Raw genomic sequence first — 24680 nt, 5'->3', positions numbered from 1 at the left:
TTGAAGTTGCTCTAAACGCCCCGGAAGCCCCGTGCTTCCGGGATTGCGAACCTCCGTAGTAAATCCGCCCGCGAGCGTCTCTGTCATGGGCCGCATGCTAGAATCATCGGCTCCAAACTCGTCCCCTCGCCGACGCCATGAACATCGTGATTTTGGCGGCAGGCACCGGTAAGCGCATGCGTTCCGCGCTGCCCAAGGTGCTGCATCCCCTGGCCGGCCGGCCACTTCTGTCTCACGTTATCGACACCGCTCGTACGCTCGAGCCCAGCCGCCTCGTCGTGGTGATCGGCCATGGCGGTGAAGCCGTGCGCGCTGCGGTAGCCGCACCCGATGTGCTGTTCGCCGTCCAGGAACAGCAGCTCGGCACAGGGCACGCCGTGAAGCAGGCTTTGCCGCTACTCGATCCCGGCGTGCCGACGCTGGTGCTGTACGGTGACGTGCCGCTCACGCGGGCGAGCACGCTCAAGCGCCTCGTCGACAGTGCCGCCGAGGGCTGCTACGGCGTCCTCACGGTGATGCTCGACGATCCCACTGGGTACGGTCGCATCGTGCGCGACCAGACCGGCTGCGTGGTGCGGATCGTCGAGCAGAAGGATGCGACGCCGGAACAGCTGCGTATCGCCGAAATCAATACGGGCATTGTCGTGACGCCGACCGCGCAGCTCGGCATGTGGCTCGCCGCGCTGAAGAACGACAACGCGCAGGGCGAGTACTACCTCACCGATGTGGTCGAGCGCGCAACCGAAGCCGGTTTTGAGGTTGTCACGGCCCAGCCCGATGAAGAGTGGGAGACGCTGGGCGTCAACAGCAAGCAACAGTTGGCCGAGCTGGAGCGGATTCACCAGCAAAACGTCGCGGAAACCCTGCTGGTAGCGGGCGTGACCCTGGCCGACCCGGCGCGTATCGACGTGCGCGGCACGCTCGAATGCGGGCGCGATGTGTCGATCGACGTGAACTGCGTGTTCGAAGGGCATGTGACGCTCGCAGACAACGTGACGATCGGGCCCAACTGCGTAATCCGCGATGCCACGATTGGTGCGGGTAGCCACGTCGAAGCGTTCACGCATATCGAAGGCGCCGAAATCGGTGCGAACGTGGGGCTTGGACCGTATGCCCGGCTACGGCCAGGGGCGACGCTGCGGGACGAATCGCATGTGGGCAACTTCGTCGAAGTGAAGAATGCCGTGCTGGGCTATGGCTCGAAGGCGGGGCATCTCACCTATATCGGCGACGCGGATGTCGGCGCGCGGGTGAACATCGGCGCGGGCACCATCACCTGCAATTACGACGGTGCGAACAAGCACCGCACGTTCATCGAGGACGATGTGTTTGTCGGCTCGGATACGCAGTTTGTCGCGCCGGTACGCGTCGGCCGCGGCGTGACGATTGCCGCGGGCACGACGATCTGGAAAGACGTCGGGGACAATGTGCTGGTGCTGAACGACAAGACCCAGACGAGCAAGACGGGTTTCGTACGCCCGACCAAAAAGAAAAGCTGAAGCTCACCCGGCGTGCGTGCAGTGCACGCCTTGAAACCGAACCCCTGCAAAGGACTCAGAATCTATGTGCGGCATTGTCGGCGCGGTTGCGCAACGTAATATCGTCCCCGTCCTGATCGAAGGATTGCGTCGTCTCGAATATCGCGGCTACGACTCGTGCGGCGTCGCCGTGCTGGCCAACGGTGAACCGCTGCGCGCGCGTAGCGTCGCCCGGGTGGCGGATCTCGACGATCAGGTGCGCGAGACTCACCTTGAAGGGATCACGGGGATCGCGCATACACGCTGGGCCACGCACGGCGCGCCGGTCACGGACAACGCTCATCCGATCTTCTCGCGAAACGCGCTCGCGCTAGTTCACAACGGCATCATCGAGAACTATGAAGCACTGCGTGAAATGCTGCGCGGCAAGGGCTACGAGTTCGTCTCGCAAACCGATACGGAAGTGATCGCGCATCTGGTGCATAGCCTGTATCAGGGTGATCTGTTCGCTGCGGTGCGTTCCGCGGTGAAGCAGTTGCATGGCGCGTATGCGATCGCCGTGCTGCATAAGGATCAACCGCATACGGTGGTGGGTGCGCGTCAGGGTTCGCCGCTGGTCGTTGGATTGGGCGATGGTGAGAACTTCCTTGCTTCGGATGCGCTGGCGCTTGCTGGCAGCACTGAGCGCTTCATCTTCCTCGAGGAAGGCGACGTGTGCGAACTGGCGCTCGAACAGGTGCGAATTGCCGACCGCGATGGCGACATTGTCCAGCGCGAAGTGCGTCAGGTGGCGGCGTATGGTGGCGCGGTCGAGCTTGGCCCGTATCGGCATTTCATGCAGAAGGAAATCTTCGAGCAGCCGCGCGCGATTACTGACACGATTCCTCAAGCTGAGACCTTCGATGCAGCGCTGTTTGGTGACGGTGCGCAGAAGGTGTTTGAGGGTATCGACAGCCTGCTGATTCTCGCGTGCGGCACGAGCTATTACTCGGGACTGACGGCGAAGTACTGGCTGGAATCGGTGGCGAAGATTCCGACCCAGGTAGAGATTGCGAGCGAGTATCGCTATCGCGAGTCGGTGCCGAATCCCAAGGCGCTGGTGGTGGTGATCTCGCAGTCGGGCGAAACGGCGGATACGCTCGCGGCGTTGAAGCATGCGCAGTCACTTGGGCATCAGCATACGCTGGCGGTGTGCAACGTCGGCACGAGTGCGATGGTACGGCAGACGGAGTTTTCGTTCCTCACGCATGCAGGACGCGAGATTGGTGTGGCATCGACCAAGGCTTTTACTACGCAACTCGTGGCGTTGTTTGTGCTGGCGGTTACGCTGGGCAAACTGCGCGGGCATGTGAATGCGTCGCAGGAAGCGGATTACATCAAGCAGTTGCGTCACTTGCCGGCGGCGCTCAATAGCGTGCTGGCGCTTGAGCCGCAGATCATCGCCTGGTCGGAGGAGTTTTCACGCAAGGAAAATGCGCTGTTCCTCGGGCGTGGGCTGCACTATCCGATCGCGCTTGAGGGTGCGCTGAAGCTCAAGGAGATTTCGTATATTCACGCTGAGGCTTATCCGGCAGGTGAGTTGAAGCATGGGCCGCTAGCGCTGGTGACCGAGGCAATGCCGGTGGTGACGGTGGCGCCGAACGACGCGCTGCTTGAAAAGCTAAAGTCGAATATTCAGGAAGTGCGGGCGCGCGGTGGTCAGCTTTATGTGTTCGCGGATGCGGATACGCGGATCGTCAATGACGAAGGTCTGCATGTGATTCGGATGCCTGAGCATTATGGGTTGCTGTCGCCGATTCTTCATGTGGTGCCGCTGCAGTTGCTGGCGTATCACACGGCGTGTGCGAGAGGGACGGATGTGGACAAGCCGCGGAATCTGGCTAAGTCGGTGACGGTGGAGTGAGGGGAGGGGGCGCGAGCCGTGTATTGGCAAGTTCTAATAGTTATCCTTAAACGGGGCCGCAAAAGTTATCCTTACGACCCTCGGACCAGCCGGAAACCTAGGCGGGACGGGGCGTAAGGGCAACTAATAGGACTAAACCGCAGCGCCTGAAATACACCGCCAACGCGCGGAGACCTTCCCCTCCGTTGGCGCCCGGGGCTCCGGCCCCGGTTTCACCCTTTCCCACGCCGTTCCTCTCGCAGGTTCAGCCTCGCTCCCCTGCAGCACCTCTCCCGCCACACCACCGTCGACGTGGCAGCCTCGCGCTCACTTCGTGACGTCGCTGGCGTATTTGACTCCGCAGTGCCGCTCGCGATGACAGTTCGGGCAAAGGGCAATCGCGTTCTCGACGCTATCTTCGCCCCCGCCGGACAAGCGCAGGCGGTGATGCACCTCCAGGTATGGCGTCCCGTCTACGCGCTGGAACGGCGCCGATAGTCCGCATCCTTCGCACGTGCCACCAGCTCGCAGCAGGACTTCCGCAATGACGTCCGGATTGCGCCTGAATGCGCGGGTCAGTACGACAACTTTCTCTGGCTGCCTGTTCGCACTGGCGAGACGCGCTCTACGTTCATCCGCGGGAGACTCCAAGGACTTTTGGACGGCCGCGTCCAGATTCTCGACGACCGTCTCGTGGACAGCCATCCCCTTCAACACTCCAACAAACTCATCGTACACTTGGTGCAGTGCTGCTTCCGGGCCCTTTGTTTTGCTCTGGATGTAGAAGACGTGGGCCCGAAACGTGTCCAACGCGACCGAGAGCGGACCGGCGCCGTCTTGTGCAATGTCCGCGAGATAGAGCTTCCAAGCGTTTGCCGCGATAGTCGTCGCGAAGCTTTTCGCACCGCGGCGCATTGCAACGTAGCTCCGGATGTAGCCCATCGCCGCCCGAGGCGACATTTCAGGATAGGAATCGCGCAATGCTCGTTCGGCCTGCGGTAATTGAAGGCTTCCGTCAACAACCGCACGCGCCAATTCGAGGGCAAGCTGAAATGCAGATGATGGAACCAGATATCGAGGCATGTCCGGACTCTCGAAAGACGGCAAAAGGGTAACTTCGTTCCAGCGCGGTTGCCACGCCGCATCACACTCGGCCTGGCTGCCGTAATCCCACTTCAGCGCTGCCACCGCGCTCCGCAGGTACCTCATCCACACCTCCTGGGCGCGTCAGGCGTCCGTGTGTGGACGGCTGCATACTGTGGGGTTGTACGCCGTCACAGGCAAGATAAAAGACGTCGCAATCACCGAAATCTCGAAGATGCCTCTCGACGGCTGCAACCAGCAGATGAGCCTTGCGCTTTGAAATACCTCGTCGGCTGCCGCGCCCGCGAGTCGGTCTGCGGCGCTCGGGAGTGCCGCAGCATCGGAGTCAGCGCTCCAAGCCAGTAGGCGTCTCGGTGCAACCTGAGCCGCCTGAGGTAGTTTGCCAACGTGAAAGAGCACCTATATACTGTATAAAAACACAGTATATAGGTGCTCTTCGTTTGCCGGATTTAGACTGGCTCGATTAGAGCGCCGCTTCGAACAGGTCGAGATTTTTGGGCTTTCGCGCTCGCGGCATGACGCCAGCCTGTCGAATAGAAGTGACAACGTCGCGCCAGGTTTGTTCAGCGCCGCGCTCGGTAGTCCGCGCGAGGAGCGCCTTTTCGGCATTTGAGAGTACGCGCGGAGCGGATAGCCGAACGAAATATGGCTGAACAAGTTCGGCAAAAAAGCTTATTGGATACGTTCTTCCACCCGCGGCTTTTCGTTCGCATCTGTTTCGAACGATAGCAGTCACTTGCGAGGCTCCGAGCGGCTTGTTCGTCGCAAAGTTGCAGATTGAAGTCGGGTCTACCGACAGTCGACCCGGCGTCGCCAACGAAGTCGGCGAGCGGCAGACTAACGCGTAATGGAATTCCTTGCGCCTCCCGGAAGGAAGGCTCGCGCGACTGGTGATGAGAGCGTGCTCGGGTAGCGGGTGCTCCTCGCCGTAAGCATCCGTGAATGCGGTCCAGACGACGGTTTCATCCGGTGCAGAATCGATTGCTTTGGCCTTGCTAATCATCGGGGAGAAAAAAACCTTCAGAGTCTCGCCAGCGCGCATCGCCAAGTCGGCATTCCCCCCTAAGGATTGTCCGATTCCCCAGAAAAACAGTCCGTTACCGAGTGAACGCTCCCACTCCTTGCGTCGAATGATTAGCTGCAGTTGCTCGCCTGACTCGGCGCCCATCTTCGTCCAACAGAAACTGCCCGGTAGTTGTTCCATATTGCGATTCCCCTCGTTGGGTGCAATCATACCACGGAGCTATGCATTTAAGTTAAATGGATAATATAATGAATAGATGGCTGCCGCTACTCCTAATGACATTTTTATTCAACTTAAGCAACTTCTAGGTGCTGACACTAGGAGTGAGTCGGCTATTGCGCGGGCTGCTGGGGTTAGCCAGCCATCAGTGTCACGCTACAAACACGGAGCAGAGCGGTATCGATGGGGAAAGTCATTCACTAAGCTATGCAAATTCTATGGGTTGACGCTGCCACAACGCGAAGTTCATACATCTGCGTACGAGCGTCAACTTCGCGATGCCATAATCGACGTATGGGATGGCAGCGATATCCAGGCGGATGCTCTTCTCGAGCTACTGCGAAATCTCAAGCAGGTAACTAACAAATCATCCCCAGGAGCGCTCAATGGCTGAACATCCTCGGATTCAACGAATATTCGGCGCACTAGAGTCGGCTGGTTATCCAGTCAGGTTTCAGCGTTCGCTCCTGCCGGAATGGGTGACCCCGGATGTCCTCCAGGACGAGGCGGTCTCGACCGAAATCGCCACCATCTTGGCGAAGCGCCTGAACCTGCGTACCAGCAGCCTGTTCTCGCAGAATCCTTCTGTAGAAGAATTGCATCACTTCGACACAAAGTACAAACGGTCGGTAAGCGCGAAGTCGAAGGACCTCACTGCCGCGACATCGATTGCCGTGAGCGTTGCGGAGATGGTCGCGTACGCATGTCCGATTCAACACGCTCCGTTTCCAGCGTCTCCAGAAGAGATGAGAGTTGAAGTCTTGAGCTTCACTGGTAAGTACGTCAGTCTTCGCAACCTTCTTTTGACGAGTTGGGCGCATGGCATCCCGGTTGTGTTTCTGGCGGAGCTGGGACCGGACATCTCAAAAATGGACGGTATGGTCGTCCATACAGAGTCTCGTCCGGTCATCCTGATGTCCAAGAATTCGCCATATTGGTCCTGGCAACTGTTCATCTTGGCCCACGAAATCGCGCATTGTGCGCTGGGACACGTCCAACCAGATGAGATTCTCGTTGACCAAGAATTGGGCAGCGATTCTTATGCGTTGTCCGACGCCGACGATGATGAACAAGCGGCCGATAGATTTGCTCTCGAACTATTGAACGGCCGTCCTGACGCGACCTACACGTTAGGAACGCAGGTTGCCAACGCAGCCGAACTAGCTGATACGGCATATACGGAGGGCCTCGCCAATAAGGTGGACCCAGGACACATTGTCTTGAACTTGGCAAACCGCTCTGGTGATTGGGGACTTGGCATGGCAGCGCTCAAGCTGCTACATGGCAATCGCGAACCGGCACAAAGCGTCATCAACGATGCGATGTGGATGCACTTGGACGCTGGCCGTTTGCCGCGCGAAAGCCTTGAGTATCTCGTCCGGGTGACTGGTAGCAACGGTGCTATTTCGTGAGCCGAGCAAAATGATTTTGTTCGACAACGATGTGCTTCTGAAACTTGCCACTTATGACCTCATCGATGAGGCGCTGGATGCACTCAAGGTTGCCCCAAGCCAGGTTTCTGTTCTTGCGACGGCAAAATACTCGCTGTTGCCAGCTAAGAATCGGCTACTGCGCTGCAAAGACGAACAGACTGCAGACCGCCTCGAAGCCTTCCTGAAAGCGTGTGTCATCATCTCGCAAGATAAGATTGCGCCGGAGCTCGTAGACGGCCTTGCCGGCATTCAATCGTTGGATTCAGGAGAGGCAGTGCTTTTTGCCTATGCAGCGACGCATGCAGACTCCCTTGTCGTTACGGGTGACAAACGCGCAATTTCGGCTTTGATGAAGTCAGAGGTCGCGGACAAATTGCAGGGTCGCGTGATGGCGCTGGAGTCGGTGTTCCAAGTGATGACCGCGCAAGAGGTTGAGCCGGTTCAGGCAAAGGTTCGCGCCAACTTAGGCGCGGACAAATCGCTGGCGAACGTGTTCGGGAAATCGTATGTAGCCTCGGCGGATAGTGTCAGGGAAGGCTTGAAGTCGTATATCAACGATATGGTCAACAAAACGGGCGGCCTCTTATGGAAGCCGCCCGATGGGTGACGCATAGAGCGCTGAGCGCAAGGCGGCCGGCGCTTAATTCCGAACGAAGACGGCGTACGGCGCCTTGACGCGTGCGACTAGGCCAATCTCCTTTACCACGCGCTCTTCAGGTGCAATGGGGTTTTCACGCGGCACGTAGTTGAAGCAACCTTTGTCTACCTGAAACCGCATATAGTCAGTGGCCTTGCGTCCCCGACTCGGACCAATCCCGACTTCGAGCTCGCCAAGGTCTACTTCGAACTCGTCGATTCGAAGTTCATCGAGTACGAGCGCGAACCGCGACCCGCGGACTTCGATTCCCTTCGGAACCGGCTTCCAGTCAACCCCGTCGTCCGAATACTCTTTCGCCACCTCGGGTGGTGCAGCGTGCATCGAATTCATCTTATTCATAACGATGAGCAACTGTCCGCCAGCGGCTTCCACCTGCTTACCGAAAGGCTGGACCATCGATACCGGATGACATGTCGAGCCACCGTATCCCCAGAAGATGGAGCCGGCTTGGTCGTATTCCTTCTGCTTACGGGCGATGATGTCTTCGATGGTCTCTTGCGCGTGGAGACCTACCTTCATGAAAATCAGGCCGCCAGCGCCTAGCACTTCATTCATCCTTCGCCTCCGGAACCAGCTCAAGCTGGTAAAGATGGTCAGGTGCCTTGCCTCGGTTCAACGTCGAAGCATCGCGGACGTACTGATATTTCAAGGGCGACAGCTTGCCGTAGAAGTTGGCGCGCCGCTCGCTCGAAAGCGCCTCAGATTGTTTTGCCATTAATGCGGGTTCAATGCGCCGGAAAAGCAGCGAGCAGGAACGGAGGTCAGGTGCATCGTCGAGGTGATACATGTGGAGTTGCGGCATCAGCTCGCTGACCACATACCCCAGCTGAAGGGCACGCGCCTGCGTGTCGCGTAGTACAAGTTGGGTCCATGCAAGGTCTGGGTCGTCCCCGATGACCACAACGCCAAGGCTCTTTTCACTGGTCGCCTCGCTCCCCCGCTCCAAGAACGCAGTCACGCTTTGGCCGCCATTGCTAGCGCCCCAGGGAGGGTTGATGTGGAATCCGTCGTACTTGCCAAAGTGCTCGGGCGGCAGGGGGTCGGCCACGTTGTAAAGAAATGCGTTCACCGCGACCTCAGGCGCAAGTTTCTCGCCAAATCGTCGAACGGAATTGACTATACGCTCATCAAAGTCCAGCAACGTGATGGATTTCGGCCCGTACGGGATTACCTTCGCAGCCTTTAAGTGAGCGGCAGACAGGGCTATTCCGTCGCCGTCGCCGACAAAAACCACGTTTTTGCCGTGAAAAACCCGCGCAACGTATTCCGCTTGAATGACCATATCAGCAACCTTCATATAGATTTGGTCAAACTCGCGAAGAGGCGGCGGCCTATTCATAACTACGTCAGAAATCGCATTGATTGCTTTGCGCAAATCAAAGTCCATCGCGTTCTGCTCCCAGTATGGTTCTCTCTCACGCGTTCGCGTGGCTCATCTTGTATCGATGGGAAGTCTGTCCTGTGCCGTCCGGACAACAAATAATACGACAACCGGCTGGAAGTTGAAGCGGATTTTGGGGAGTTCGTGTCCGTGGTTTCCACGGACAGCGCATCGCGATACAACTCGGCCCTGCATTTTCCGCATGCGCTGGATATGCTCATTGAGACGACCGTGGCCGAAGAAACTAAATGCTGTTTCTCCGCATGTCACCGTACCGGTGAAATGCTGCAGCACCTCGCCGCAATCGGCTTCGGCTGCCGCACTTCGAGGAGGGTTATACGGACCGAATGAGGCCGAAGAGTCAAGGCAGCTAAAAATCTCGAAAGGCCGACTAGGCTTGAGGTGTTGTTTTTCGCTGCACGAATGAAGTGCGCTGAAAACGGCTATCTCTGCGAGTCGACCCATGCACGGGCCCACGACAACCCGACATATCGCGCTTCTTCCTCGGTGTCAAAAACGCCAGGCACGCCGAAGACCTCGGTGAATTACCTGTCCTGGGTAATCGTCCCGCTCGCGGCGCATCTCGCGGGCGTGAGAACAACATTCTGCTGCTCGATGCCGTGGCCCCATACCGCGTAACTTTTATGAATAGCCTGCTGCATCGTGTCCGCGTTCCTATGAAGATGCTTTGAGCAGTTAATCCTGTCTACGCTGCGCAGACTTATCTGAGATTTTCAGCACCTGGCTCTCGCCAACAGCCCGACGACATTGCCTATAGACAATGCCGAATGGCACCAACTCGCTTGTTTCCTGGCTGTCGCTCAGCTTTCGGCGGCGAGTCAAAACAGGCAGCGCAGCGACCAGCATTGCTGAAACTTGACTGACAGTCAAAATATGCAACGCGGTCGTACGATTATGGTGTATTCTTCATCTTGGAGGGGCGTATCGCCCCTCGGTGCTCTTTAACAGGTCGACTTCATCGCTCCCCCAAGTTGTAGCGTGGTAGTGCTGCTTTGTTCGTTAGAACGAGGTACCCGCATAGCGGGCAATTCCCACGTCACCGCCGAAGCGAGCCGTACTGGCTGCACTGCATCCCCGAAACCGTGGACGCGATGCGCTCGTCGCGGTCCGTGAGTGCGAATGGCGTGGTCATTACGGCTGGCTGGTTAGGTAGAGGTTCGCGAGTGGCTAACCGCATGAGCGCCTTTGCTGCGATGCAAGCGTTGCGCGGTTTTGCAATGCATTGAAGGAAGCTGTTTTGTTGGGATGTGGTTTGTGGTGTCTAACTCTCTCCGTTCGGCTATTTGCTTGTGGAAGCTGGGCATGTGCCCGTTTTCGGAGAACACTCCAATGAAGTACGACCAATTGAAAACCTGCATCGATGCGCTCAAGGCGCTTCATCAGGAAAAGCACCAAGAGTTAGGCACCAGTGTCAGTGAAGAGTTGAAGGCTGTCGTCGAAGAAATGGAGGACTGCCTGCAAGAAAGGACGGACGAAGTCGAGGTACCACATCGCGTGAGCCAGCGGGCATTAGCCATGCTTGCCCAAGCGCTCAGCATCGTGACTAATCTCGCTGCTCTCGCTCACCTGTTCTTCAACTCCCGTTGACACAGCAAACCACCTTTTCCAAAGGACTATGAGATGAATCTAGGCCGCGCCATCGCACTCTGCCGCAAGCAGCGTGGATACAATCAAGCGCAGCTTGCTGAAAAGGCCGAAATTTCGATTTCGTATTTATCGCTGCTCGAGCAGAACAAGCGGAAGGACCCAACCCTCTCCATCATCCAGCGAATCTCGGAAGCGTTGGCCATTCCCTCGGGCATTCTGTTTTTCCTCGCTGCAGACCAGACCGAGCTTTCCGGCTTGCCCGTCGACCTGCAGGAAAAGCTATCTTTCGCCGCTCTCCAACTGCTAAATGAGCAGCCGCCCGAACAAGCCCTCATATAACTTCGCGCCGGTTAAGGACGTGAAGACGCTGGCGCTGGCGCTTGGCTTAACCGAGCGTCAGTTGAACCGCTTGGCTGCGAATGCCGGGAACATGTATCGCAGAAACGCGGTCGCGAAGAAAGATGGAAGTGAGCGCGTAACATGGGACGCGCATAAGCAACTTAAGGCGGTCCAAGGCCGGATTAACCAGTTGTTCTTTCATAAGGTCCTGTTTCCGCTCTATCTCCAGGGAAGCATTCGCGACAGAGCGTATCCGAGAGACTACGTACGCAACGCCGAGATTCACGCCGGTGCACACATTGCCATCACTCTGGACATCGCGGACTTCTTTCCTAGTACGAGAGCCGAACTTGTCCGAGACATTTGGAAGAATTTTTTCCGGTTCGCGCCTGACGTTGCAGAAGTACTCACGTGCCTGACCACGAAGGACGACTTCCTTCCGCAAGGAGCGAGAACTAGCAGTTACCTTGCCAATCTTGTGTTCTGGCAGCGTGAACACAATCTGGTTGAGACGCTTGAAAAGCGTGGGTGGCGATACTCCCGTCTCACCGATGACATGACCATTTCGACGACCGCCGACACGTCAGAGAAAGAATTGACCGACATCAATCGGATAGCAATAGGTTGTTTTCAGGGATACGGGTACTCGATAAAGCGCTCGAAGCACAAGGTGCTCCGGCGGAACCATCGCGTAACGGTTAATAGCCTTGTAGTGAATGTTCACCCGGCACTGCCAAAGGAAGAGCGCCGCCGAATCAGAGCACAGGTGCATCAGGTCAAACAGGCGTTGACGTCCGGAACTCAGGCGAATATGCCCTCTGTGGCGAGCACGCGTGGCAAGATTGCGAAGGTGGTTCGACTGCACCCCGAACTTGGGGCGCGGCTGTCGGATGCGTTCGGGCAGGCTATACCGTTCGACTCCGACGGGTCTTCCGAATCGCTCGATGAACGTGGTATAGCCATGGACCGAGCGTGCGGTGCGACCGTTGCCGTGTGACTAACGAACAGGGGCGACGACCGTCGTGCCCGAATGCAATCGGAAAATGACCTTGCGAGCGGGGAGCAAATGTCCGGGAAGTGGGCGAAGAGTGATGGGACAGTCGACAGATGTTCGGGTATCGAAGGTCGCATCAATGTTTTGAATCCGGCTCAAAATAGGCGCACGGGCGCAACCTCTTAAAGCAGGGACATCGAAATGGCTTCTTTGTTTTTCTCCTATTCGCACGTAGACGAGTCACTTCGTGACCAGTTGGAAGTCCATCTCTCCATGTTGAAGCGCGATGGCCTCATCGAGGCTTGGCATGACCGCCGCATCGTCGCAGGTTCGAATCTTGACGACAGCATTTCCGAACAGTTGGAACGAGCGGACATTGTTCTTCTTTTGGTAAGCGCGAACTTCATCGCGTCCGACTACTGCTATTCAAGAGAGATGCACCGTGCGCTCGAGCGACATGCGAATGGCGAAGCGAGAGTAATCCCTGTGATTCTGCGGGCCTGTGACTGGCACAGCGCACCGTTTGGGAAGCTGATGGCCGTGCCGACTGACGGACGCCCAGTAACCTCCTGGGGGAATCAGGATGAAGCATTCGCCGACATCACCAAATCCATCCGGAAGGCTGTAGGGCGTACGACAGTGACTGCGGCATCATCCGTCGCTTCCGCTCGCCCGGTAGCGCCGGCAACTACGGTCGTCTCGACTCGCGAGCAGCTACCCCGCTCAAGCAATCTCAGAGTTAAGAAGGAGTTTTCCGATTTCGACCGTGATACGTTCGTGACCGGGACATTTGAGTTTATTTCCCGCTTCTTCGAAGGTTCGCTTCAGGCTCTCGAAGAACGGCACCCCGACTTCAAAGGACGATTCGACCGGATTGACTCTCGCCGCTTCTCCTCTAGCATTTACAAAGGCGGTAAGGCGGTCGCGCAGTGCACTATTTCTCTTGGTGCGCTCGGGCGCAGTTCCGGCGAAATTACATATTCCGACCAGGTCTCTACGCACATGAACAGTTACAACGAGGCTCTGACGGTAGGCGAAGATAGCCAAAAGCTTTTCCTGAAGCCGATGATGAATATGATGAGCAGGGGAATTCCAGACCAGTTGTCTGAAACGGGTGCTGCCGAGTACTACTGGTCAAAGCTCATAGAGCGCCTTCAGCAGTAGCGAAGCGCTCGTGCCTGCCACTGTGCCTACCAGTAGCTAACGACGCTTGGGCGGTTAATGCAGCAACTTACCATGTTCATCGATGAGTAACTCACTTCGAGCGTTGCCGGCTTCGCGGAGCAGCCAGTGCAGGCTATCGCTTTCAGCCACCCCGTCTTGAGAGAGCATCGGTTGAAAGAACGAAACCAGAACTTCTCGCGCATAGCTTCGCAGCATGTTTGCCACGAACCTGATGTTGTGCAGGTTGAGCGGGGCAGAGATGACTCGCTTTGCTAGAAGGAAATGCGTCTCTCGAAACGATGGGTCAGTTGCGACACTGAGCCAGTGGAACAGCTCGTCTTCTTTCATATGCTCCGATTGGGCTAGGCGCAACATCTGATTTTGTGGAAACAAGTTCAATACGTCAGCGAATACCTTGGGAATCAAAGGCACCAACCGCGTGGACTTAAACATCCTCTCGAAGAGTGCCTCGTCATATGCCGGCAAAGCGGGGAGGCGTCCGAGAATCTTCTCCGCTCTGTCATCGTCGTTGCAGAATGGCCCAAGGACCGCCTCAACGGCGACGTCAGGAACAAGTCGAAGTGCCTCAGGTGAATTGTAGTTATCCCAATTGGTTACAAACTGTATTGAGGCATACCAACGCTCGAAGGACATCTGCCCCATTTCCGGGCCCAGCGTTAGCGTCCGCCCGGTTTCCTTCGTCCAGTTTACGTATTCTTCGAGAACCAGTTTTGCGTGATATCCCCCGAAGACCTTCGGGTTACGTAGGCATTGACCGATGAGCCACGCAATTCCAAGGGGTTTCACCGTTGCAGCCACCAAGATAAGGGACTCTCCGACCTTCGGTCTGATGCCCAGTTGCTGACTGAGTTCGTTAAAGAGCCTCAGGTTTAGCTGGTCTAGGAGTGTGGCAGGTGAATCTCCAAGAAGAGCCATGGCTTCGAGGGCAGGCAAACGCAACTGTCCCCCGAAAGACGTTGGCAGCTCTGCAATTAGCTCAGGTAGTACTTCTGTCCCATGCCGGGCAACCAAGACTCTCCATCCGGTATGATAGTAGCCTCGCGCAATCCACTCACGTGCCGTCTTATCGTCAATTTCAAGGCTGAGGGTCTCGGCGAGGCGATGATGATGTTGCGCACCTGGCGAGGCGAAGGCCACCCTTTGAAATCGAGCGACCCAAATGTCGCCGAGTTCCGGTATAGCCATCCCCAGCAGTTCCTGAGCGCGGTTGGTCATCGAAGGAAAGCGCAAAAGCAGCTCCTCGAACACCGTGTCGTCGCCGCAGGAGACAAGTACGCGATTGCTCTGCCACCACCCTCCGAATGGGGTGTCGGGCGATTGTGGATAATTCCGCGATAGCCAAAGGGCGAGCTGCTTATTGGCCCCCCGGCCGCTCGTAAATCTGAAGAGCCATGGCGACTGTGAAAGGAGGCTGGGCAGATGTGTAGCCCCCCACGTTGGTATTTCCGTGCCGCATGCTAACGCCGCCGCCAGGGCGACGGTTGGCTCCAGTCGACCGCCATGGGCCATCTGCTCAAGCCACGGCAGCCATCGTTCGTCACCGTTGGTGGCAATCGCCTCGATTACCGTCTGGGTACCAGGACCACCGAGCCAACTGCCAAGCGTGGCCCTGTTTGTAAACAGGCTCGGTAAATCGAGCCCTTCGACAAGGTCGGGGACGTAAAGATTGGCAGCCGATATCTCATCTATAACATCGAGCCCTTTCCCGACATATGTCGCTCTATTCGAGCGGATACCAGCGATGGCTGCGCGGCATCGCACGGCAGGATATGGATGCTGGAACATCGGGTCAAGCATCACGGAGAGCGACGAATCCATCGAAGCGCGGCCAAGACTTGCGTCGAAGGTCGCGGCCAAGGCAGCGTCGGTATTCGCAGTCTCAGCCACGACAGTGGCCTCGACGAACTCTCCAGACTGCAGAGCAAGGGTTAAGCTCTCACGTGTATCCAGTTGACGCGCTGCTTGGTCAATCCGTGACGCACGTAGAAAGCCGACGCCTGAGAGCCAACTCCAGTACAAGTCGTGAATTGCGACCGTGACGCTTCCGCGTTGAGTGATGGTTCCTAGTTGCCGTAAGACGGATTGGGGTTCGGCTATCTTCCGCGCAGCAGCAGCTTTGCGCAGAGCTGCGAGAAACTTGTTGTACGACCGTTCTCTCGCAAGGGAAAGCAGCGAAACTGCATCAGAAAGCGCTTCTTCGAATTGCTCTGGCAAGTGTATCGAGAGATGCCGATGGAAATGGGCGATGAGTTCGCCCGGGGCAGACGTTGCCCCTCCAAGCAGTAGATAGAGCGACAAAATGAGTGGGAGCCGAAGCAGGTCCGCCAGGTCATCGCTGAGTATCCCAAGACTGCCAAAAGCCTGCTCGACGGCGACGCGAATCTGTTCAGACGCGAGCCGCTCCAGTGTCCAGCATTTGAACGATGTGTCACTAGGGTCGGGATGCCGGGCGCAGGCAATTACCCGGACCCCCGCCAGTGAACGAAGGAGAGCCGCGCGCTGGCCAAAATGTTCCCCGGTTGCGAACTCCGACCAGCCATCCAGCAACACGCAAATGCGCGGGCTTCGTAGTACGTCTTCCGGATTGGTATCAGGCAGCAGCGTCCGGATTTGTACTAGCACTTCGTCGGCGGTTTTGAGGCCACCAATAGGCAGTAAAAGAGGTATCAACTCGTCAGGACCATAGTTCGTAATGGCCTCCCGACCCTCCAAGCCAGCGCCATCGCTAACGGATGTTCCGGCGAGCGCATCCATCGCGTTCACCTGCCCGAGTAGGTTCGTTGCTATGCACGAGAGCGTGTGGCTCTTGCCAGCTCCCGGCCCTGCGTACACGAGATGATGGAACTCTCGTTGCTGCAATAGTTCTGAAAATCTAAGTCGTGCGGAATGTTTCGTGTTGGTACCGGTGTGACTGACGACCCATCGGTCCACGTCGGAAAGGCTCTCCAGCGCTTCTCGCACCTGGGATGAAACGTCAGGGAAGAGGGGTAGTAGTGTTGGTGGCTGACCGTAATCGCGCAATTTTCGAGCGGCCTCGGCTAACGAGGCGAAATCGAGCGAGCTGGACGTTACCGGTAGCGCGGATAGTGCCGCTTCGGCGTCCGAGCGGAGAGCCTTGTCAGTGAGGTCTATGAACTGTTGGGACGGAATCAACACGGCTGTCGCTTCCCAGAAGGCCGCCAGGAACGCTTGGTGGTCTAACTTCCGTGCCTGGGGTTTGAGGGCCTGTCGATATAGCGCGGCGAACAATACATCGTATGCTCTTCGAGCAGCGTTCGGCTCCGCGCGCACCTCGCTCCGGATGCTGACCAGATAGTCCCGTCCATCTTCTTCAAGTTGCTCCCACGGTGGCTCGCCGCACGCGAACGTCAAACGAGTCAGCAGACGCCCTCGAAGCTCCTCCATCGAGCAGTTTTTAAGAAATTCGGCGAGTTTGCCATTGGTAAATCGTGCTCGAAGCGCATCGTGCAGTTCTGCAACGTCACTGCCCTTTGCGCCGGTGGACCAGACTTCCAGTGCCGGGGTGCCGCTCGGAAGCGGGTCCTTGAGTTCCCTGCCAATCTTCGAAGTGGTGAGGAATGTCAAGAATACGGGGCGCCCCGTGTTGCTTTCCTGGAGCGAAAATAGTGTTTCTATGGCTTTCAGGACGTCCGCCGAGTTGAGGGTGACGGAGCCCGACTCGCGAGTGTCTTTGACCTGCACAGCACTTAGAATCTGCTCGGCCTTGTCGGGAGAAGCTAGCAGTTGTGCGTAGTCTTCGGCGACTTCGAGATGCAACTCACCATCGGGCGGCAGGCGCATCCAAGCCGCTACCGAAGCATGAAGCTGATAGATATATCCTCGCAGCGAGGCAATCGCCTGCCTTGCGGATTCTTCCTGACTTAGCGTCCACGGATTCGAAGCCGGGCCGAAAGCGGTAATTGTATGGCTGGCCATTTCACCGACGCCTGTGCAGTCTAATAGGTTGAAGTCGGAAGTTCCACCGCTACGCTTGCTAGCCAGAAACCTTCCCCCATGATACCCGGGCTGTGGTCGAATCAGCCGTGGAAAACCGGTAAAAGAGAGCGATGGACATTTAGGTTGTCTCGCCGGTCGGGGACAGCGGTTACGGTAATTGACCGACTATGCCGGCAAACGGAAATCGTTTTCGGTTTTCATTAAAGCATGAGCATGTGGCATGACGTGGTGTGGCTGTGCTGGACCAACCGACATTGAGAGCCCACGCAATGGCAGCCTTAAATCGCAGCCGCCGCCAGAGCGCCGAGATTCTACGCGACGCTACCCGTAGCTGCTGGGGCTTGCTTTACCGTCGTAGGTTCCGGATGCTTATCGACAAGGCGAGGTGTCCAGTGGTTACCCTCGACGGCACGCATCGCCAGTTCTACTGACACTCCCTGCTCGATGTTCGCCGGTCCAACCACGTGAATCCCGACTGCTGGGCATGACACCTCCAGGCCAAAAGGTCCATAGCTACGGCCGTAGATTTCCAGGTCGATGCGGTGTTTGAGCGTCATTGCCTGCGGCGCCTGATTTGCGAGAATAGCCTTTAGCGGCACGGCTTGGTTGGACGACGCCACGAGAAAGTTGACTTCGGTCTCCGTGGACGTTTCGAGGTTAATCAAGTCGAGTAGCCAGGCCATGTCGCATTGGAGGAGCAGTACGTCGCTGATGTCGGCCGGCAACGCGAGGTTTAGGTCGAAGAAATCATCAAGTCGCCGAATAGTCGCGATTTCATCGAAAAGCGCGCGCAGTGGCCAAAATGTTTCACTTCCATCGAAAAGTCCCGTCCCGAATTCAGACTCGAGGCCTTCATGCATGCATAGGATTCGAACTTGAGTCGGCGCTGCAAGAAGCTGGACAATCTGCTGCAGACGGGAGAAATGGGGTAGCCGGCGAACCGGCTTGCTCGCCCACTGCCGGGTATCGATGTTAAACGTGAAATCGGTTAAAGCGCCCGAGTAGTCGGCGGTCAGGATTGCCGTGAGCATTCCGCCGAACGCCGCACCTTGGAGCCTCGCGCCTTTGTTGCCTTGGGTGCCGTTACCGATAAACTCGATGTACAGCGGCGAGCCTGCCTCCTCCGCTAGCACAATTGTCATCGTGACCGGACGTGGGGTTGACGATAGCTGCCAGCGAGTGGCGGCTGCCTCATCCGTCTCAAATAGCGGGGAGCCTTCCATCCGAAGGTCCGCGCCATCCAGCACCAAGTGACCGCCATAGTTGAAAAATTCGCGTAGGGCCTGGACTTTGCGCTCTTTGTCCTCGGCGGTGACTATGAGCTGGGCGTCAACTGTCTCCTTTGCCTTGACCTCGTATATGGGACCCGACTCTCCCATACGCACGCCGACCTTGAAGCGCGGGTCAATTCGCTCCTGACGCGCCGACTCCCGACTGCAAAACACGTCCACCGCTCGCATGATTGCAGTGGGGTTCGTCAATGCAGACAACTCGCTGCCAGGTGGTTTTCCCGCTCTTATGTTTGCCACCCACTCGGCGTCCGCCTTGATGCGGAGTAAGTCTGCCACCGAATACGCATCGGTGTCGCGGTCGATGATGTCCGCGCAGGTGGCGCAGGCCCACACACCATTTTCAATGGCTTTGCGCTCGGCCGGTGTCTGATTCTTGTCGTAACGCGGACCGTTCTTTGCAGCGGCCTTGATGTGCGCCGCCTTGCCGACCGAAAACCTCTTGTCCGTCGTCCCGGTTTTCGGCCCCAGAGTTGGCGCATCGCAGACCGAGCAATGGAAGTTGACACGCTCCGCGAGCATCTGCTTCACCGGCTGACTGAAGTCGTCTCTTGCGTTTGTTCCCATCTGGCTTTCGCGGACCATGCACATGATTGTGGCGACATTTTAGCGCCGCACGCTTCCCTATACCTCACCAAGAAAGCCACACTGAGGTATGAGAAATAGGACTTCGTCTTTCGAACACGAATGTTCTTACGGACGTATGTCGTGGTCAGTTCGCAATGCACGGAGCACTGTCAAAATCTGACGCATCCGAACATGCAACTTTGTGTCAATGCTGTCCATTCTTGCCTTGAACTGTGATGCGCGACGTAGGTGCCGGCACCTCTCGTCGGAAGTGAGCCTATGTACGAAAAATTGATGAAGCAAGGCACGCCTAGGACGTTCGGAACAGCAGATTCCGAATTGCAGGGCGACCAACAGCTCCAACAGGCTGTTTTGGTCGTGGCACGTTCGGATTCCTCAAAGCGAAACGAAGCGATTCGCCAGCTTGCGAGCAGCTTGCCCGACCCTAGGGTCAACAGGCTGCTCCTGACGACAATTATTGAACGAGTCATGCAGCTTCGAAAGACCGTCCACTACGAATACGATGCTTTCGACGGCGACAAGGTTCAGGACCTGCTCCGTCGTTAGAGTGCCAAAATCCCTCAGCACTCGCGGGCTCTCTATCGAAGCAAACTCATCAAGGTCGTAGATGGAGACCTTCTGTCGTCCGAAATGGTCGACACGTGGTCAATTTACTCGAACGGACGCTACTCGGATTAGCAGCAAAAGCTGCTCTCCTCGCTTGCAGCGCAAACGTGACCGTTCGCGAGTTCAACGACAGGAAACGGTGTCGAGTCGCCGCGGACGGGTGTCGGCTTGCCGGCCAACCGGCTCAACAGTGGGGTCCGAGCGACCACTCGTAACTGCGCCGCCGGCGAGCCGCTGGCCCAGGTGTTCGGCGCATCAACTTGAGACCTGCGAGCCGACGAACGACACCTCAACACACCTAGCTGAGAGGTATTGGAGATGCTCCGAAGCGTTCGGGAATCGGGAATGCCTCGGATGATGGTTTGCAGGGAGGTATAGCGAAGTGCGGCAACCGCCCTAGTTGCTCATCAAGAAGTTCCGTAGGGCATTAGAGATGTCGGGCTCTGCGACCAGGAAGTCCTTCAAAGCTTGCTTGTCGCCGGGACGCGCTACGGCCATCGATTGAGTCTGCTCTATAAAGTCCAGAAATGCGCGATTGTGGGTTTTATAGAGCAACTGTAGCGCTTCGACCTCGTACATTTGCTCGATTCCATCTGGCTGCTTTCCGACTTGGGCTTCTAACCCCGGCGATGGCTTGCGGATACCACCGCCCGGCGGCGCCCACCCGAAAAGCAGTCGGAAAAACGGCCAAGACACTTCGTCTTCTCCAATATGCTGCAATTGGCGATTCGGGTCCTCGCTGGTGTAGTCTGCTTTCACGATGTCATCGGTATCCTGGCTGAGCAAATTTTCCACATCTAATCGACCAAGGCCAATTTCGGAGAAGTCTTCGTTCTTGTCTGCTGCCGATACCTCTAGCGCTCTCCTGCAAGCCTGAACGCGTTGCCACCCTTCGGGGTAGCTCTTTCCCCGGTAGGCCATCCATAGTGCACATGCAGCTGCTATCTGGGGCGTGCTCGCAGACGTTCCCTGACCGTCCATTGTCCAGCCGTGCTTTGTCTCGGCAGTCATCCAAGGGACGTTCGGTGTGTATGCGCTGGTCGCCTTGCGCATCACAGCGTCGGGCCCCCAGCATCCTTGCATAACGCCCACCTTGTTTCGCTTGTAAGCACCGTTGTCGAATGTAACGCCCGTAGCCGTGACGACCCGGTAGAACGCGGACGGGTACACCGTGTAATGCGTGGCGATGTCGGTGAATACCGCCCAGAAACTGTCACCGGAAGCAGCGACGACCAATGTACCAGCCTCATAGAGAGCGTTTGTTGCTTGCGCCCACGCCTTTGTAGGAAGGCCACCGTGGCTCAAGCTAACGACGTCACAGGGCTTGCCGTGGTTAGCCGTCAACGCGTACGCGAGACCCTTTGCCATGGTCTCGCCATAGAGATAAATGACGGAGCCATCTACGCCGGCGATTCGGACCGGTATGACTGCTGCCCTCGGTGCCCCGCCGATAAAGCCGCTGTAGTCTTTGCAATTCGGAGTTGTCGTAGTTTGGCCATGGAGACTCACTTTGTTTCCAGCAAGAAGCGCTATTGTCGCGGCGCCGTGTCCCGCGTTGGGGCCTTTCCCCGGGTCCTGGGTGTCTTTGTTGCCGTCTACGAAGTTCCAGCCCAGTTCCTCGTGGATATTCAACGGAACCGAATAGTGCTCGCGGCACCATCCAATGTCGAGGTGCGCAATGGTAGCGCCATCACCTTGGGTCTGTGTCCAAGCCTGCAAGAACTTGGCATGCTCCAGATGCCACCCAGGCGAGAACGTCGCTCCCGCATTTGGTGGATAGGCCGAAATCCAACCGGAAGACGGCGGGTAAGGAGGGCCACTTGGGGGTTCTCCTTTGGCAACCTGCATTTCTTCATCCTCTGCATCCGTCGTCGAAGGCCCGGTGCGGCGCTCGTGCCGCGTGTTCGGCTCAACGTACACGTTAGCCGCAGCTTCTGGATTGGCCGCCCTCAGACTTTTGGCCTGGTTATGTGCTTCGTCCCAACGATTTTTGGCACCAAGATTTGTGGGCTGAAGTACAAGCCAGTCGTGAACCGGACCGCTCCAGAGTAGCGTGGTTTCGGGAAATAGTGTTTCGACCGTCCCGGGTTGGAGCCCAGGAATCCCTGCATTCGCAGGACCCTGCTGTAACAGTGTTGTGCGAAACACCTTTACCTGACTCAGTGGTAACCGAATAAGTAGCTTGAGTTCGTCGTTCAGCATCGCAATTTCTCCAGCGAAAGTCGTGGAATAGGACGTGCAACAGAGGTTCGCGTTATGAGATGTGAGGCATTGGAACGTAGATGGCGTAGTGCGACGACAGAGGGGAGCAAAGAGCGGCGACGCGCTAGCTAAGAAAAATCGCGATAAAGCTTTGCGCGCTCTCTAGTCGAAGAAGACTTATTTTTAGCGCTTAACTACAAGAATTCCGTCGATTGATTTAATCTTAGGATGGCATCAGACTTTACGAAAGCGAGATTTTCGATGCTCACGATATTCTCTATGGAGCTGGTCTAACTCACCGAGACGTACGCTCGCTTCGACGCGCTAACGGATTGCCGCGGTACCACCCGGCGGCTCGCGAGCACCCAGTCCCGCGGGGATGACACTGCGATTCAGGACTATGCCAGTAATGAAACGCCTGTAGCGGCCAGGTCAGAGCCAGGTACGAGCGAGCTGATGCCTTCCGCGTGCACTATTGCCATGGCGTCGCGAGCAATCCATGGAGACGTCAGTGCTCATGCAGCTTTCGAATTAATTTACGGCCCATTCAATGAGCAAAAGAAGTCCGCGACCTAGTCAGATGTGTCTGTTCCGACAGACCTTCCATGGGTACAAAACCTGAATCTAACTTCAGGCGGCTCCGTGAATGTGACGGCGATGGCAACCTTTGATTTCAGCAAGGGCGGAAAACAGAAGAAGCTTTGCATGCCTGCCCGTATGCCATCGAACCCAGACTTTCTGTCGCTTCCATTTTTTTCACCTATGATTATGCGATGCTCGTTGGATGGCCAAGCATTAACGCACACCCACCTTTGATTTTTGTTGGCACATGAGGTGCCCGTAAAATTCGCATTTTGCGTTGGGGAATTTGGCGACCATTTTTGAATCAGGCAAACCTGTAGCCTGTAAAAGGCGCGGAGGACGAAGATGGATGCTCTACTCGACGGACTTTATCTTCTCCGCACTGCTGCTGAAGCGCTTCTCCGACACCCTAACAGCGAGGTTGCAGGTCTTGCAAGGGAACTCGTACATGAACTAAAGAGGCTTAGCGACTCAAGTGAGTTGTTGGGTTCAGAAAGCGAAGAACGCCGTCTTGCCATCTATGCTTTGGGTGTCAGTTCATGGGAGTTAGTCAAGATAAAAGGACTTAGTCGCACGGCGCTCCGTCAAATCAGTGGGACTACCGATGCGCTCCTGAAAAAGAATGGTCCTTTGCCTGCTCCTGCATGGTCTCAATTGCCGTCTGAAGTACTAACGAGCCTACGAACGCAGGGATTGGTAGGACCATCCATAAAAAATACCGTGAAAAGTCAGGAGACCAGACCAAGAGACTCGACCGAGACTGAATCGGGCCTACCGTCGACGGGTGGATTGCCAGGCGAAAGCACGTATCGTCCTTCCAAGCACCCGCCGACGTTTGACAATGAAACGAACGTCAGTTCCGGCCTTCCGGGAGAATCTACGTTCCATCCACCCAGAAAGCCGACACCGCCAGGCGAGGAGCCGCTGGTTCCCGACGATGACAAGTAGCAAAGCGCCATGTACTCTGGGTTAGCTAAACTTCTCGACAAGCCCTTTGTGATGGGTTTTTTCCTTCCGTCACTGCTTGGAATCCTCGGCTTTCTCTTCGCAAATTCTGATAGACGAATTTTTTTAACGTGGCTTCAAAATGCATTTTCAGGGACAGCCGAATTTGGTGGACTTGCTGTCATCATCGGCTCGGCGTGGGTATTCTCGGTGCTATTGATGGCGCTAAACACTCAGGCTTATCGGTTATTAGAGGGCTACTATTGGCCTTGGACGACCAAGTGGGCAAAACACGGGCAGAACACTTCTCGAGCTTCGCTTCGTCGAGCAGCCGACCTGCTGTCCAAGAAGCACGACTACGAAGAAGCTAAAGCCAACAATGCTCGGTCCTCTGGTCTGGAGAGTTCACAAGCAAAGCAAGCGCGCACAAAAGCCAGCCGAGCATACGGTGCCTACTTGAAAGCTAACGAGCGTCGCTGGGCTCTATATCCAGAAAACCCTAATGACGTGCTGGGAACGCGCTTTGGAAATGTCATCCGAGCTTTCGAGACCTATCCAACATACGCCTATGGAGTCGACAGCATCTCTGTCTGGCCTAGATTGCAGTGTTTAATCTCCAAGGAGTACCAAGTACTCATTGGTGATGCGAGGTCGACAGTCGACTTTATGGTTTGTTCCACTCTTTTATTTTGTGCGGTTGGCCTCTACACGACCGGCCGCGCAATCATACTCTGGATGAACCACACTCCCGACTCCAGTCACCTGACGCTGTTCCTCCTCAGAAATGCAGCTATATCAATAGTTATTGCGCGCCTCTGCTATGGTCGTGCGGTTGCTTCCGCTCAGCAATGGGGGGAATATGTAAAAGGCGCTTTCGACCTATATCTCCCCGCCCTTGCTCAGCAATTGGGTTATGCACTTCCTCGAGACGCCGCGGCGCGCCGTATGTTTTGGAGTGATTGGAGCTCGCAATTTAGATTTTTCGAAGCAGTGGACGATGCGGCTTGGAAGCCTGTTTTTACGGTCGACACAGAAAATGAGAGCCAATCCAAATCTAAGTCGGACGAAGATAAAGAGAGTGAAGATGAGCAAATCGATGAGGCTAGACCCAAGGAAAAGCCTGTTCGCCCATGACCTCGGCAGAACTACCGTTTGAGGACGTTGTAAATCATCAATATCGATTCCGCAACAGTGCAACTCGGCGTT

At 56.5% G+C, this 24680-nt stretch carries 17 protein-coding genes and 1 pseudogene; 10 read left to right on the top strand and 8 right to left on the bottom strand.

Translation table 11 applies throughout. The features are described 5' to 3' along the window. Positions 1-137 precede the first annotated feature (137 nt). Positions 138-1499, top strand: a complete 1362-nt coding sequence (gene glmU / locus BUS06_RS02300; protein ID WP_074262798.1) for a bifunctional UDP-N-acetylglucosamine diphosphorylase/glucosamine-1-phosphate N-acetyltransferase GlmU — start codon at positions 138-140, stop codon at positions 1497-1499. A 64-nt stretch (positions 1500-1563) separates the two neighbouring features. Next, positions 1564-3381, top strand: coding sequence for a glutamine--fructose-6-phosphate transaminase (isomerizing) (gene glmS, locus BUS06_RS02295; RefSeq protein WP_074262797.1), 1818 nt, complete (start codon positions 1564-1566; stop codon positions 3379-3381). 306 nt (positions 3382-3687) lie between these two features. Here glmS and BUS06_RS02290 read toward each other — a convergent pair whose 3' ends face one another. Both BUS06_RS02290 and BUS06_RS02285 read right to left on the bottom strand, forming a co-directional pair. Continuing rightward, complete coding sequence (locus tag BUS06_RS02290) at positions 3688-4569, bottom strand: HNH endonuclease (RefSeq protein WP_074262796.1); 882 nt, start codon at positions 4567-4569, stop codon at positions 3688-3690. 358 nt (positions 4570-4927) lie between these two features. Next, positions 4928-5668 (bottom strand): hypothetical protein, encoded by a 741-nt coding sequence (locus tag BUS06_RS02285; protein WP_074262795.1) that lies wholly within the window; start codon positions 5666-5668, stop codon positions 4928-4930. A 425-nt stretch (positions 5669-6093) separates the two neighbouring features. Between BUS06_RS02285 and BUS06_RS02275 the strand changes: the two genes are divergently transcribed. Together BUS06_RS02275 and BUS06_RS02270 are read left to right on the top strand one after the other, a co-directional pair. Further along, on the top strand, positions 6094-7119 hold the full coding sequence (locus tag BUS06_RS02275; RefSeq protein ID WP_074262793.1) for a hypothetical protein: 1026 nt from the start codon (positions 6094-6096) through the stop codon (positions 7117-7119). Positions 7120-7129: 10 nt separating this feature from the next. Continuing rightward, positions 7130-7747: a hypothetical protein gene (locus tag BUS06_RS02270; RefSeq protein WP_074262792.1), complete on the top strand. Its 618-nt coding sequence runs from the start codon at positions 7130-7132 to the stop codon at positions 7745-7747. 33 nt (positions 7748-7780) lie between these two features. Here BUS06_RS02270 and BUS06_RS02265 read toward each other — a convergent pair whose 3' ends face one another. The 3 genes and pseudogenes from BUS06_RS02265 to BUS06_RS38110 all read right to left on the bottom strand — a co-directional run bounded on the left by BUS06_RS02265 (position 7781) and on the right by BUS06_RS38110 (position 9841). Further along, positions 7781-8353, bottom strand: coding sequence for a hypothetical protein (locus BUS06_RS02265; protein WP_074262791.1), 573 nt, complete (start codon positions 8351-8353; stop codon positions 7781-7783). Then, positions 8346-9185, bottom strand: coding sequence for a bis-aminopropyl spermidine synthase family protein (locus tag BUS06_RS02260; RefSeq protein ID WP_074262790.1), 840 nt, complete (start codon positions 9183-9185; stop codon positions 8346-8348). Before BUS06_RS02260 ends, BUS06_RS02265 begins: the two co-directional genes overlap by 8 nt. A 437-nt stretch (positions 9186-9622) precedes the next feature. Continuing rightward, a pseudogene (locus BUS06_RS38110) lies at positions 9623-9841 on the bottom strand (hypothetical protein). A 688-nt stretch (positions 9842-10529) separates the two neighbouring features. Here BUS06_RS38110 and BUS06_RS02250 point away from each other — a divergent pair. From BUS06_RS02250 to BUS06_RS02235, 4 genes are all read left to right on the top strand, one after another. Next, positions 10530-10787, top strand: coding sequence for a hypothetical protein (locus BUS06_RS02250; RefSeq protein ID WP_143787444.1), 258 nt, complete (start codon positions 10530-10532; stop codon positions 10785-10787). Between the two features lie 33 nt (positions 10788-10820). Next, positions 10821-11126 (top strand): helix-turn-helix domain-containing protein, encoded by a 306-nt coding sequence (locus BUS06_RS02245; RefSeq protein ID WP_074262788.1) that lies wholly within the window; start codon positions 10821-10823, stop codon positions 11124-11126. Then, positions 11095-12123: a reverse transcriptase family protein gene (locus BUS06_RS02240; RefSeq protein ID WP_074262787.1), complete on the top strand. Its 1029-nt coding sequence runs from the start codon at positions 11095-11097 to the stop codon at positions 12121-12123. The genes BUS06_RS02245 and BUS06_RS02240 overlap by 32 nt, the downstream gene beginning before the upstream one ends. 198 nt (positions 12124-12321) lie before the next feature. Beyond that, entirely contained in the window at positions 12322-13284 is a 963-nt protein-coding gene (locus BUS06_RS02235; protein ID WP_074262786.1) for a toll/interleukin-1 receptor domain-containing protein, read from the top strand. Positions 13285-13338: 54 nt separating this feature from the next. On the opposite strand, the gene BUS06_RS02230 is transcribed toward BUS06_RS02235, so the two are convergent. Then, positions 13339-17241, bottom strand: a complete 3903-nt coding sequence (locus tag BUS06_RS02230) for an NACHT domain-containing protein (protein ID WP_074262785.1) — start codon at positions 17239-17241, stop codon at positions 13339-13341. Positions 17242-17573: 332 nt separating this feature from the next. After that, positions 17574-19136, bottom strand: a complete 1563-nt coding sequence (locus BUS06_RS02225; protein ID WP_167379362.1) for a hypothetical protein — start codon at positions 19134-19136, stop codon at positions 17574-17576. A 261-nt stretch (positions 19137-19397) separates the two neighbouring features. Between BUS06_RS02225 and BUS06_RS02220 the strand changes: the two genes are divergently transcribed. Further along, positions 19398-19685 (top strand): hypothetical protein, encoded by a 288-nt coding sequence (locus BUS06_RS02220; RefSeq protein WP_074262783.1) that lies wholly within the window; start codon positions 19398-19400, stop codon positions 19683-19685. Between the two features lie 456 nt (positions 19686-20141). On the opposite strand, the gene BUS06_RS02215 is transcribed toward BUS06_RS02220, so the two are convergent. Continuing rightward, positions 20142-21947 carry a S8/S53 family peptidase gene (locus tag BUS06_RS02215; RefSeq protein WP_143787442.1) on the bottom strand — a complete coding sequence of 602 codons (1806 nt, stop codon included), beginning with the start codon at positions 21945-21947 and terminating at the stop codon, positions 20142-20144. Positions 21948-23486: 1539 nt separating this feature from the next. Here BUS06_RS02215 and BUS06_RS02210 point away from each other — a divergent pair. Beyond that, entirely contained in the window at positions 23487-24608 is a 1122-nt protein-coding gene (locus BUS06_RS02210; RefSeq protein ID WP_074262781.1) for a hypothetical protein, read from the top strand. Positions 24609-24680 lie beyond the last annotated feature (72 nt).

Source organism: Paraburkholderia phenazinium (assembly GCF_900141745.1).
Classification (GTDB): domain Bacteria; phylum Pseudomonadota; class Gammaproteobacteria; order Burkholderiales; family Burkholderiaceae; genus Paraburkholderia; species Paraburkholderia phenazinium_B.
This window is presented reverse-complemented; position numbering and strand designations above follow the sequence as displayed.